Origin of the sequence: Amycolatopsis sp. Hca4 (genome assembly GCF_013364075.1) — a bacterium.
Taxonomy (GTDB): domain Bacteria; phylum Actinomycetota; class Actinomycetes; order Mycobacteriales; family Pseudonocardiaceae; genus Amycolatopsis.
On record NZ_CP054925.1, the window covers coordinates 4,851,264 to 4,863,455 of the forward strand.

Below are 12,192 nucleotides of genomic sequence, written 5' to 3' on the forward strand. Positions count from 1 at the left end.
CCTCTGTAGCGGGGACAGGATTTGAACCTGCGACCTCTGGGTTATGAGCCCAGCGAGCTACCGAGCTGCTCCACCCCGCGTCGTGGCACCTACCTTACGCCTGCCTTTCGGGCGGGTGCAAAGCAGGTGCCGTCCGGGTGCTCGACGTCACCCTCCGGGCTGGCTGGTGGGTGGTGCCGTGCTGGTTCCCGGTGCCGCGGTCTTGGCTGCTTCGTAGGCGCGGGCGGCCGCGTCGAGGGCGGCGAGTGCGGCGCCTTGGTCGGCGAAGTTGCCGGATTGCTGGGCGGCTTTGAGCCTGGCGATGGCCGACTGGATGTCGGTCACGGCTTTGTCGAGGGCCGCGTTGCCGCTGCCGTTGTTGGCGGGCGGGGTGGTGGTGGGGTTGGTGGAGGTGGGTGGGTTGGTGGTCGGCTGGCCGGCTTGGGGCGGCGTCGTGGTGGCTTCGCCGGTGCCCGCGCCGAAGACCTGGTCGAGGGCTTCCTGGAGGGTGGCGCCGTAGCCGACCTTGGGTCCGTAGGAGACGAGGACGCGGGCCAGCTGCGGGTAGCTGTTCTGGTTGCGCTGCCGGATGTAGACGGGTTCGACGTAGAGGAAGCCGTCGGCGACCGGGAGCGTGATCAGGTTGCCGTAGATGGGGGTGACGTTGGGGTTGTTGAAGAGGGTGCGGTCCTGGGCGACGCGGGAGTCGCTCTGGAACCGGTTCTGGACCTGGACGGGCCCGTCGACCTGGGTGGCTCCGGTGGCCGCGCTGGGTAGCTGGAGGACGCGGATCTTGCCGTAGTCGGTCGGGTCGGACGACACCGACATCCAGGACGCGAGGTACTGCCGCTGGAGGCCGGTGAGCGAGCTGGTCAGCTGGAACGTCGGCTTGGTCTGGCCCGGGGTGTCGGCGAGGACGTAGTAGCCGGGCTGGTTGGCCGCGCCGGCCGCGGCCGGGTTGGAGCCGCCCTCGGCCGTCGGGTCCTGCGGGACGCTCCAGAACGCCTGCTGCGAGTAGAACTCCTGCGGGTTGCTGACGTGGTAGCGCGACAGCAGTTCACGCTGGATCTTGAAGAGGTCCTCGGGGTAGCGGAAGTGGGCCCGCAGGTCCGGGGAGATGTCGGAGCTGGGCTTCACGAGCCCGGGGAAGACCTTCTCCCAGGCGTTGAGGACCGGTTCCTTGTCGTCGATCGAGTACAGCGTGACGGTGCCGTTGAAGGCGTCGACGGTGGCCTTGACCGAGTTGCGGATGTAGTTGATGGAGCTGTTGGCCTGGCGGGCGACGCCGTTGAGGGAGTCGTTCGTGGCCGCGCCGAGCTGGGTCTGCTGGGCGTACGGGAAGTTGTTGAGCGTGGTGTAGCCGTCGATGATCCACTGGATCTTGCCGTCGACGACGGCCGGGTACGGGTCGCCGTCGAGGGTCAGCCACGGCGCGACCTTGCTGACGCGGTCGCGCGGGTCGCGGTTGTACATGATCTTGGAGTTGTCGCCGATGGCGTCGGAGAACAGGATGTTCCGTTCGCCGTACTCGGCGGCGAAGGCGAGGCGGTTGAACCAGTTGTCGATCGAGACGCCGCCGGTGCCGGTGTACTTGTAGCGGTCGGTGGCGGTGTCGTACTCGCCGGGCGCGTTGCCGGTGGTGCCGCCCACGATGGCGTAGTCGGATTCCGCGGCGGACAGCTCGCCGTAGTAGATGCGGGGTTCCTTGACCTCGATGCCGGGCTGGCCGGTCGCGGGCGCGCCGGCACCGGCCGGGTTCTGCGTGTCGCTGGTGGTGGCGATCGGGTAGCCGCCGTCGGAGTTGGCGTCCTTGACCGCGCGGTCGATCGTGTTGGCCGGCGCGACGACGAAGCCGTTGCCGTGGGTGTAGACGAGGTGCTTGTTGATCCAGCTGGTCTGGTTGCCGGTGAGGCCTTCGGTCTTGATCTCCTTGGCCGCGACGATGTAGTCCTGCGTCACGCCGCCGACGGTGTAGCGGTCGATGTCCAGCTTGGCCGGGAAGCCGTAGAAGTTCTCGCGGCCGACGCGCTGGGTGAAGGTGTCGGAGAGGATGTTCGGGTCGAGCAGCCGGATGTTCGACATCGTCCCGTTGTCGGCCTTGATCTGGTCCGGGGTGGCGTCCGACTTGCCGGTGTAGGGCTGGTACTGGACGTCGGTGAGGCCGTAGGCGCGGCGGGTGGCGTCCATGTTGCGCTGGATGGACGTCGCTTCCTTCTCGTTCGCGTTCGGCTTCACCGAGAACTGGTCGAGGATGGCGGGCCAGGCGACGCCGACGAGGATGCCGGAGAGGATCAGCAGCACGAGCGAGATGGCCGGCAGCTGCAGGTTGCGCAGGAAGGCACCGGCGAAGAAGGCGATCGCGCAGATGACCGAGATGCACAGCAGGATCAGCTTGGCCGGCAGCACCGCGTTGAGGTCGGTGTAGGTGGCGCCCACGAACAGCGGCATGCCGCGGTCGGACAGCAGCAGGTTGTACCGGTCGAAGAAGTACTCGACCGCCTTCAGCAGCACGAAGAGGCCGACGGTGATGGCGAGCTGCGCGCGGGTCGGGCCGGCGAGCTGGCCGCCCTTGCCCGCCAGCCGGATGCCGCCGAAGACGTAGTGCGCGATCAGCGCGCCGAAGAAGGAGATGACGACGGTGATGAACAGCCAGCCGAGCAGCCAGTTGAAGAACGGGAGGTCGAAGGCGTAGAAGCCGACGTCGTTGCCGAACTCGGGGTCGGTCTGGCCGAAGGAGGTGCCGTTGAGGAACAGCTGCACGACCTGCCAGTCGCCCTGGGCGGACAGGCCGGCGATGAGGCCGGTGAGCACCGGGATGCCGACGCCGAAGAGGCGGATGCGGGCGACGATCGCCGAGCGGTAGCGCGCCAGCGGGTCGTCGGCGCCGGAGATCGGCACGAAGACCGGGCGCGTCCGGTAGGCGATCATCAGGCTGATCGCCAGCGCGCCGCCGACGAGCAGCCCGACGGCGAAGAAGAGGATCACGCGGGTGATCAGCTGGGTGGTGAACACCGGCCGCGCGCCGACTTCGCCGTACCACAGCCAGTCGACGTAGGTGTCGAGGAGACGGGCCCCGAGCAGCAGCGCCAGCACGATCACCGCGGCGATGATGAGGAGGATCCGGCTCCGCCGGGACAGCTTCGGCAGGCTCACCGGGGGCCGAGTCGCCACGGCACACGCTCCTGTCTTCGTCAATACTTGAGCAGGGGCGCGTGCGCCCCCTGATTCCCTAACTCTACGGATGCCCGGGGAAGTTCCCGTGACCCGCCCAAACCGGACTCGCGGCGTCGCGGCGCCGGCCGACCTGACACGATGTGCGCATGGCAGCGAACGAAGCGCGACAGGCCGGTGTGGCCGCGCTCGCCCGTGAGATCGAGGACTTCATGGCGGCGGCGGGCTGGGACCAGCCGCCGCAGCTGTTCGCCCTGGTGCCGACGGCCGCGCTGCTGGACGAGCAGCCGGAGCTGGCCGGGCAGCTCGACCGGGCGAACCCGCTGACGCCGGTGGCGCAGGAGGCGCTGCCCGACGGCGACCTGGCCGAGGCGCTGGGCCGGATCGCCTGGCCGGATCTGGTCATCGGCTGCGCGCTGGCCCAGGAGATCATCGTGCTGCCGCCGGGCTCGGAGTCGGAGCTGCCGGACGTCGCCGAGGCGGACGCGGAAAGCCTTCGCCGCGCGGCCGCGGACCACCCGCAGCGCACGGAGGCGCGCCTGGTCGCGGCGGTCCTGCGCGACGGGGAGGGCGCCTGCGTGATGCGGCTGCGCGGGGCGGGCACCGACGAATCGATCGACGAGATCGTGGAAAGCCCCGATCTGGCGCCGAACCTGGTCGAAGCGCTGAAGGCCACGCTGCTGCCCTAGCAGGACGCCGTCGGCCGACCGGCTTTCAGGTTGGCCAGCTGGGCGAGCGCGTCGTCCAGTGTGGACACCTTGATCAGGTTGAGCCCGTCGGGCGCGTTCGACTTGGCCTCGGCGCAGTTGTGCTCGGGCACCAGGAAGTCGGTGGCGCCGGCTTCGCGGGCGCCGACGACCTTGAACGAGATCCCCCGATCGGGTCGACTTCGCCGGTCTCGGTGATCTCGCCGGTGCCGGCGATGTGCCGTCCGCCGGCGAGGTCGCCGTTCTGCAGCCGGTCGATGATGGCGAGGGTGAACATCAGCCCGGCCGACGGGCCGCCGACGTCCTGCAGCGAGATGTTGACGGTGAACGGCGCGTCGGCGCGGTCGACCGCGGTGAGGCCGATGAAGCCCTCCTTGCGGTCGGGCCGCGCGGCGAGGGTCAGCGGCACGGTCCGTTCGGGCTGGCCGTCGGACTGGAAGGTGATCTGGACGGTCTGGCCGGGCAGCGTGCCGTTGAGCGCGGCCCGCACGTCGGCGGCCTCGACGATCTTCTTGCCGTTGACGGTGATCAGCTTGTCGCCGGGCGAGAGCACGTGGTCGGCCGGGCTGCCGGAGACGATCTGCTTCGCCAGCACCTTGATCGGGTAGCCGAGCTTCCGCAGGGCGGCGACCTGTGCGTTGGTCTGCGAGTCCTGCAGCTGCTGGATGTTCTCCTGCTTGACCTGCTCGTTCGTCTCGCCGGGCTTGAAGTACTCCTCGCGCGGCGCGAGCGCGTACCGCCCGCTCGCCCAGAAGCCGAGGCCCTGGAAGAGGGTGACACCGTCGTGCAGGGAGACGGTCGTCATCCGCAGCTCGCCGGTGGTCGGGAAGGTCTCGTGCCCGGTGACCTGGATGACGGGGTTGCCCGCCGCGTCGCGACCCAGCGTGTCGTAGGTCGGGCCCGGGCTGATCGCGACGAAGGGCACCGGCACGACCGAGCCGAGCACCACGAAGATCAGGAACAGCGAGCCGCTGACCACCAGCGTCCAGCCCCGCCGGGTCATCCGGCGGGCCTCGCCGGCCGGCTCGGGCGCCGGTTCCGGGGCGCTCTTCGCGGGGGCGGTCTCCTCGGAGGACTTGGTCACGACCGACAGCGTACGGTGACCGCGTTCGCTTCCCGGTGAAGGCCACGGTTGACGCGCTCGACGGGTCTCGACCCGCGTACGGTGGACACATGAGCAAACCCCCGTTCGGCTTCGGACCTTCCGATCCCGACAAACGAGGTGAGAACGACCCCTCGGAAGGCGGGCAGCAGTCCGGCGCCGAGGCCTTCAACCAGCTCGGGCAGATGCTGAGCCAGCTGGGCCAGATGCTCAGCCAGGCGGGCAGCTCCAGCGGGCCGGTGAACTACGACCTCGCCAAGCAGATCGCCCTGCAGACGCTGGGCAGCGCCGGCAACACGGGCGAGAGCAAGCTCGGCTTCCGAGGCGGCGACGACGCGAACGCGGCGGTCCGCGACGCGGCCCACCTGGCCGAGCTCTGGCTCGACGCGGCCACGGTGTTCCCGGCCGGCGCGACGTCGACGGTGGCCTGGTCGCCGCGGTCCTGGGTGGAGAAGACGCTCCCCACGTGGCAGCGGCTGTGCGACCCGGTGGCCCGGCAGGTCTCCGGTGCCTGGATGCAGGCGCTGCCGGAGGAGGCCAAGCAGGCCGCGGGCCCGTTGCTGCAGATGATGGGGCAGATGGGCGGCATGGCCTTCGGTTCCCAGCTCGGCAACGCGCTGGCCCAGCTGGCCTCGGAGATGCTGACGTCGACGGAGATCGGCCTGCCGCTGGCCCCGGCAGGCACGTCGGCCCTGCTGCCGGCGAACATCGAGAAGTTCGCCGAGGGCCTGGAGCTGCCGAACAGCGAGATCCTGGTGTTCCTGGCCGCCCGCGAGGCGGCCCACCAGCGCCTGTTCACGCACGTGCCGTGGCTGCGCCAGCGCCTGCTGGCGACGGTCGAGGAGTTCGCGCACGGGATCTCGGTGGACACGTCCGCGCTGGAGTCCCTGGCCGGCCAGATCGACCCGGCGAACCCGGCGAGCATCGAAGAGGCGATGTCCTCCGGGCTGCTGGAGCCCCAGACGACCGAGGAGCAGAAGGTGGCCCTGCGCCGCCTGGAGACACTGCTGGCCCTGGTCGAGGGCTGGGTGGACGTAACGGTGGCCGAAGCGGTCGGCGACCGGCTCCCGGGAGCGGACGCCCTGCGCGAGACGCTGCGCCGCCGCCGCGCAACGGGCGGCCCGGCGGAGCAGACGTTCGCCACGCTCGTCGGCCTGGAGCTGCGTCCCCGCAGGATGAGGGACGCATCGAACCTGTGGAAGCTGGTGGGAGACCGCCACGGCCTGGAGAAGCGCGACGGTCTTTGGTCCCACCCGGACCTGATGCCGACGGCGGAGGACCTGGACGAGCCGATCGACTTCGCGGACCGAGTGGGCGAAGCGGGTTCACTCGACGACCTCGACCCGATCGCCGAGCTGGAGCGGACGGAGAAGGCCGAGCGCTCGGAGCGTGCAGAGGGGTCGGAGCGTTCAGAGGGGTCGGAGCGTTCAGAGGGGTCGGAGGGTTCCGAGGGTTCGGAGCCGTCGGAGAAGGACGAGCGGCCGTCCGACGAGGGCAAGCGACCCTGAGCTGGCAGCCTTGAGCTGATTTTCCCGGAGGGCCGGTGCCCCGCGTGAGCGGGCACCGGCCCTCTGCTGTTCCCGGGGAAGCGGCCCTTAGCTGACCCTGACCACCGGTCTTTCGTGGTCCCGTGCCACCCGACCAACCTTCGGGGGACACCAATCAGCCCGCCGCCAGGCCGGCGGGCGCCGCCAGGCGGGCGGGCGCAGCCAGGCGGGCGGGCGCAGCCCCGCCACCGGCCACCCAGCGACCACCCGCGGACAGCCGCCAACCCGCCGTCAGGCGAACTCGTCCCGGCCGCAGCCCGTTCAGCGAGCGCCGGCCAGGAGGGGCACCGCCCACCCTGCCCAGCAACCGCCCTCCACCACAGCCCCCGGCCCCTCTCTCCCGCTCAATCCTCGGTGGAGATCCCCCACCCGGCAGCAGCCGACAACCCCTCCAAGTACCCGATCGCCCGTTCAGTCTTCGGATACCGCTGCACCAGCGCCCAGAAAGCCGCATCGTGCCCGGGCTCCCGCAGGTGCGCCAGCTCGTGCACCAGCACGTAGTCCAGCACCCACGCAGGCACCTTCCGCAGCCGTTCGCTGACCCGGATGGTCGCGTCGACCGGTGTGCAGGAGGCCCACCGCGTGCGCATCGGCGGCACCCAGCGGACGCTCGCCGGCACCGCGGTGCCGCCCAGGTACTTGCCCGACAGCAGCGCGCAGCGCGCGAGCAGGGCTTCGTCCGACGTCTTCGGGGACGCCGGCCGACGTGGTTCCGAGCGCTGCAGTTTGCGCTCCATCTCGGCGACCCAGTGTTTCTCCTCCGCCCTGGTCATCCGCGCGGGATGAGCACGACGAGCGTGTCGTCGTTCCAATACGCGGTGACCGTCCGGTGCCGGCGCTGGCTGCGCCGCACTTCGACCTTGTGTCCGGGTGTGTCCGACGAGGGGTTCGTGTCCCCCCGGCCTCTCAGTGAGGGCATGCGTGCTTCGACCACCCGACAACGGTACGGCCCGGCACCGACAACTCCGAGAGCCTTGAGGTCACAGACCCGAGTTGTCCACAGCCGGTTCCACTTGTGGACAACTCGGCCGTTCCGGCTCCTTCCGCGGCCTCCCGGTCGCCACCGGGTGCGATCCTGCGGACATGATCCTCGACACCGCGGACATGCCACCGGTCCTCCTGCCGGCCCACCCTGCCCTGCTCCCGGGCCTCACCGTGCTCGAACGCGGCCCCCGCGAGGTCCAGATCGGCCTCGACCCGCGCCACGGCGTGATCGTCGAAAACCTCTCCCCGCACCTGCTCGCGAAGCTGCGCGCCCTCGACGGCAGCACGCACGTCGAGCGGATCCTGCTCGCGGAGAGCGAACACCGGGACCAGCTGCACAGGCTGCTGCGGCAGCTGACGGCGCTCGGCCTGGTCACCGACGCCGGCCGTCCCGAGGGTCCCGGCTTCCGCGGCGAACCCGGCCTCTGGTCCCTGCGCGCCCGGCACCACCAGCCGGCGATGGCCGAGCGGCGGCGGGCCGCCGCGGTCTCGGTCCACGGCGCCGGCCGCGTGGCCGTGGCGGCCGCCGTGCTGCTGGCCAACGCCGGAATCGGGCACGTCGAGCTGCAGGTGCCCGGCACGGTCACCGAACACGACCTCGGCTCCGGGTTCACCGCCGCGGACCTGGGCCGGTCCCGCCGCCACGCCCTCGCCGACCTGCTCCGCCGGGTCGATCCCGAGGTCCGCGTCACCCGCCTGCACGACCGGCACCCGGACCTGGCCCTGCTGACCGACGCCGTCGTCCCGGCTCCCGAGCTCGTCGCCGAGCTGATGGGCGACAACGTCCCGCACCTGGCGGCGCGCGTCCGCGACGGCACGGCCATCGTCGGGCCGCTGGTCGTGCCGGGCCGCAGCTCGTGCCTGCGCTGCGCGGACCTGCACCGCACCGAACGCGACCCGTGCTGGCCGCGCGTCGCCGGGCAGCTCGCCGGCCGGCACCAGCGGCCGGATCTCGGCGCAGTCCACTCGTGCGCCTCGCTGGCCGTCGCCCAGGCCATGCGGCTGCTCTCCCCGAGCGCGCCGGCCCCGCCGACCTGGAACGCGACCCTCGAGATCGACGCCTTCGCCGGCCGCATCCGCCACCGGCGCTGGCCGCCGCACCCGCGGTGCCGCTGCGGCGCCCGGGAGGTGATCCTGGAGACGTAGCCCACGAAGTCGCCGCGCGCAGGCTGCGCGCCGCCGAGGCCGCAAGGCAGAATCGCCGTTGTGACCGACTTCCGCGACCCAGGCGATCGTGACACAGCGATGCCGCGCAAGGGTGCCGCCCGTACCGCCAAGCTCGCCAGTCTCCCGCTCGGCATCGCCGGCCGGGCGGTCGGCGGCTGGGGCAAGAGGCTCGCGGGCCAGAGCGCGGAACAGGTGAACGCGACGCTGTCGGCAAAGGCCGCCGAGCAGCTGTTCGAGGTGCTCGGCACGCTCAAGGGCGGGGCCATGAAGTTCGGCCAGGCGCTGAGCGTGTTCGAGGCCGCGGTGCCGGACGACATGGCGAAGCCGTACCGCGAAGCGCTCACGAAGCTGCAGGCCGCCGCGCCGCCGATGCCGGTCCGGCAGACCCACCGGGTGCTCGCCGAGCAGCTGGGCCGCACCTGGACCAGCCGGTTCGCCTCGTTCGACGACGAGCCGGCGGCGGCCGCGAGCATCGGCCAGGTCCACCGGGCGGTCTGGCACGACGGCCGCCCGGTCGCGGTCAAGGTGCAGTACCCGGGCGCCGACGAGGCCCTGCGCAGCGACCTGCGGCAGCTGCAGCGGTTCAGCAGGCTGTTCCAGGCGTTCGTGCCGGGCACCGAGGTCAAGCCGCTGCTGGCCGAGCTCGCCGAGCGGATGAACGAGGAGCTCGACTACCAGGCCGAGGCCCAGCACCAGCGCGCCTTCGCGAAGGCGTTCGACGGCGATCCCGGCATCCTGGTGCCGCGGGTGGTGGCCAGCGCGCCGAAGGTCGTCGTGACGGAGTGGGCGAACGGCACGCCGCTGTCGAAGGTGATCGCCGACGGCGACCGCGAGACGCGGAACCTGGCGGGCCGGCTGCTCGCGGAGTTCCACTACTCGTCTCCCGAGCGCGTCCACCTGCTGCACTCGGACCCGCACCCGGGCAACTTCATGCTCACCGACGACGACAGGCTGTGCGTCATCGACTTCGGCGGCGTGGCCCGGCTGCCCGAAGGCATCCCCCGCCACCTCGGCGAGATGACGAGGCTGGCCCTCGACGGCGAGTCCACCGAGCTGATGCGCCTGCTGCGGGCGAACCGGTTCATCCGGCCGGACAGCGACCTGACCGCGGAGGAGGTGCTCGCCTACCTGGCGCCCTTCACCGAGCCGCTGGCCGCGCCGACGTTCCACTTCACCCGCCGCTGGATGCAGAAGCAGGCCGGGCGGGTGGGTGACAGCCGCGGCAACGACTTCCGCGTCGGCCGTTCGCTCAACCTGCCGCCGGAGTACCTGATGATCCACCGGGTGACGGCGGGGTCGACGGGCATCCTGTGCCAGCTCGACGCGGAGATCCCGGCCCGCGGCATCGTGGAGCGGTGGCAGCCCGGCTTCGCCGGCTGAGTTGTCCACAGGTGGGGCCGCGAACGGACGGATTCCGCCGAGTTGTCCACAGACGCGGCGGACGGGGTTCCACCCGGTTGGCCGAGCCGCCATGCTCGGAGCATGACAGCTACGCAATGCACCGATCCACTTGCCCTTAGTAATCCCGAGGCGGGCGAGGTGATGAACCTCGAACAGCTGCGCCAAGCCGGGGTGTCCGGCCGAAGAGCCCGGCGGCTCTGCGGCCCGGGAGGGCCGTGGCGCCGCCTGCACCCCGGGGTCGTCCTGCTGCGCAACACCGCCCCGACGCGGCAGCAGCTGCTGCACGCCGCGCTGGTGCGCTACGGGCCCGGGGTGGTGATCACCGGCGCCGACGCCCTGCAGGCCCATGGCGTGAAGTGCCCGGCGGAGCGCGAGATCCACCTGCTGGTGCCCCAGGAGTGCCGAGTGGTGCCCTCCGAGGGTGTCCGCCTGGCGCGCACGGCCCGCTTACCGGACCCGATCGAGGTCGACGGCCTGCCGTTCGCCCCGCCGGCGAGGGCGACACTGGACCTGGCCCGGTCCGAGCCCGACCCGGCGCGCATCCGCCACCTGCTGACGTTGCCGCTGTACTGGGGCCTGTCGAGCCGCCGCGAGTTGCTGGCGGAGCTCGAGGCAGGTTCCCAGCGTGGCACGGCAGCGGTCCGCAAGGTGCTGCGCGAGCTCGACGAGGGGCCGATCCAGGCCCACGGCCTGGCCACCCGCGTCCTGGACCGGGTGCCGCTCCCGCCGCCGAGCTGGGACCAGACGATCTGCGACCGCCGCGGCCGCCGCATCGGCGAGGCGGACGCGTGGTGGGACGAGCTCGGCCTGGCCTGGCAGTACCGCTGCAGCCCGGGCACGGGAGGCGGCTTCAGCCACCTGGCCTTGGCGGCGACCGGGATCGTCCTGGTCCGCTGCACGGTCCGGCAGCTCCAACAGGTCCCTCAGGAAGTGGCCCAGGAGCTGGCCAGAGCGTTCGGCGAAGCATCCAGAACACCTCGTCCGAAGGTCCGCGCGATCCCGCAGACACCGGCCGGCGACGCCGCCTGACCGCTCAGGAGAGCGCAATGATCACCAGTACTCATCCGGCAGCTTGCCTTCGATGTCCCGCACGTGCTGCCGGGCGCAGTCCGGGCAAAGCCACCGCACGGTGCCACGTTCACGGGTGGAGACCCACGCGAGCGCCGTAGCCGGGTCGTCATCGGCGGCGCGGGTCCGCCCGCAGCGCGTGCACCCGGCGGCCTCCGGCGCGCTCACCGCAACCGTCCACAGTGGATCGCTTTGGCGCCCAGCAGGGAGAGGTCGTCCCGGCGGCCGAGGAAGTCCGGGCTCTCCGGATCGGTGAGCGCGGCGACGGCGGCGAGATCATCGGCATCGAGCCACTCCCCGGCCACATCGGCAAACCACCCGACGCGGTGCACGACGTATTCGCGAAGGAGGTCCGAGCCGGGCATCGGGTGATCGACGAGCGCACCGAACGACTCGACATCCTCGAGCCCGGCCTCCCGAAGCGCCCGCGGCCACCCGTAGGGCATGCGCACGCTTCCCGGAATCGCGGCCCGCATCCGTTCGAACCAGGCCCCCCGCGCGGCGAGCAGCCGCTGCTCCAGCCCGGGCCGCCCGACGCCCAGATCCCACGGAAGGCACCGCATTTCGAGCCCCCCTTCGCAGACGGCCACCACCCCACCCGGCCGCAAGAGGCCGGCGAGCGTCCGCAGCGCGGCCTGCTGATCACCGACGTGGTGCACAACCCCGGAGGCCCACACGAGATCGGCGGGCGGAACGGCAAGGGCGGGATCACTGAGATCCCCGAGCAGGCTGACAACCTCAACGGCCTCACCGGCAACCTCGGCAACGGCCCGTTCAGCCTCGACAAGCAGCTTCGGCGTGGCATCGAAGAGCACAACGGTGCCCCCGGAAGAAAGCGAGAGTTCGCGCGCGAACAGCACGCTCATCCCCCCAGCCCCACACCCGACATCGACAACGGTCGGCCGCGCCCCAACAGAGCCGACAAGCCGCCGCGCAACGGGCGCAAGCGCCGCGGAATCAAGGGCATCGGCCATCCGCAGCTGAGCCAGGCGGTCCGCCCAGTCGATGTGGTCGTGGGAGTGTCCGGACATCACCCCATTCAACACCAGCACCCCGCCCCCAGAGC

Annotated in this window: 9 protein-coding genes, 1 tRNA gene and 1 pseudogene; 5 read left to right on the top strand and 6 right to left on the bottom strand. The window is 71.4% G+C overall.

Annotated elements, in window-relative coordinates; translation table 11 throughout:
- Window positions 1-6: 6 nt before the first annotated feature.
- Both HUT10_RS21110 and HUT10_RS21115 read right to left on the bottom strand, forming a co-directional pair.
- Window positions 7-80: transfer RNA gene (locus HUT10_RS21110), tRNA-Met, on the bottom strand.
- A gap of 67 nt (window positions 81-147) precedes the next feature.
- A complete protein-coding gene (locus HUT10_RS21115; RefSeq protein ID WP_303246973.1) occupies window positions 148-3,150 on the bottom strand; it encodes a UPF0182 family protein in 3,003 nt (1,000 codons plus the stop codon).
- A gap of 149 nt (window positions 3,151-3,299) precedes the next feature.
- Between HUT10_RS21115 and HUT10_RS21120 the strand changes: the two genes are divergently transcribed.
- Window positions 3,300-3,839 carry a PPA1309 family protein gene (locus HUT10_RS21120; RefSeq protein WP_176172810.1) on the top strand — a complete coding sequence of 180 codons (540 nt, stop codon included), beginning with the start codon at window positions 3,300-3,302 and terminating at the stop codon, window positions 3,837-3,839.
- 73 nt (window positions 3,840-3,912) lie between these two features.
- Here the strand turns inward: HUT10_RS21120 and HUT10_RS21125 are convergent, their stop codons facing one another.
- Window positions 3,913-4,941 (bottom strand): PDZ domain-containing protein, encoded by a 1,029-nt coding sequence (locus HUT10_RS21125; RefSeq protein ID WP_368660770.1) that lies wholly within the window; start codon window positions 4,939-4,941, stop codon window positions 3,913-3,915.
- A gap of 89 nt (window positions 4,942-5,030) precedes the next feature.
- Here HUT10_RS21125 and HUT10_RS21130 point away from each other — a divergent pair, with 89 nt between their 5' ends.
- A complete protein-coding gene (locus tag HUT10_RS21130; protein ID WP_176172811.1) occupies window positions 5,031-6,467 on the top strand; it encodes a zinc-dependent metalloprotease in 1,437 nt (478 codons plus the stop codon).
- Window positions 6,468-6,850: 383 nt separating this feature from the next.
- Here HUT10_RS21130 and HUT10_RS21135 read toward each other — a convergent pair.
- Window positions 6,851-7,359, bottom strand: a pseudogene (locus HUT10_RS21135) (M48 family metallopeptidase).
- A 230-nt stretch (window positions 7,360-7,589) separates the two neighbouring features.
- Between HUT10_RS21135 and HUT10_RS21140 the strand changes: the two are divergent.
- The 3 genes from HUT10_RS21140 (at window position 7,590) to HUT10_RS21150 (ending at window position 11,087) form a co-directional block, all read left to right on the top strand.
- Window positions 7,590-8,636 carry a ThiF family adenylyltransferase gene (locus HUT10_RS21140; protein ID WP_176172812.1) on the top strand — a complete coding sequence of 349 codons (1,047 nt, stop codon included), beginning with the start codon at window positions 7,590-7,592 and terminating at the stop codon, window positions 8,634-8,636.
- 60 nt (window positions 8,637-8,696) lie between these two features.
- A complete protein-coding gene (locus HUT10_RS21145) occupies window positions 8,697-10,037 on the top strand; it encodes an AarF/ABC1/UbiB kinase family protein (protein WP_176172813.1) in 1,341 nt (446 codons plus the stop codon).
- Between the two features lie 162 nt (window positions 10,038-10,199).
- Window positions 10,200-11,087, top strand: a complete 888-nt coding sequence (locus HUT10_RS21150) for a hypothetical protein (protein WP_176177925.1) — start codon at window positions 10,200-10,202, stop codon at window positions 11,085-11,087.
- Between the two features lie 21 nt (window positions 11,088-11,108).
- Here the strand turns inward: HUT10_RS21150 and HUT10_RS51150 are convergent, their stop codons facing one another.
- Window positions 11,109-11,294, bottom strand: a complete 186-nt coding sequence (locus tag HUT10_RS51150; protein WP_254896967.1) for a hypothetical protein — start codon at window positions 11,292-11,294, stop codon at window positions 11,109-11,111.
- A complete protein-coding gene (locus HUT10_RS21155) occupies window positions 11,291-12,157 on the bottom strand; it encodes a class I SAM-dependent methyltransferase (protein WP_176172814.1) in 867 nt (288 codons plus the stop codon). The genes HUT10_RS51150 and HUT10_RS21155 overlap by 4 nt, the downstream gene beginning before the upstream one ends.
- Between the last annotated feature and the right edge of the window lie 35 nt (window positions 12,158-12,192).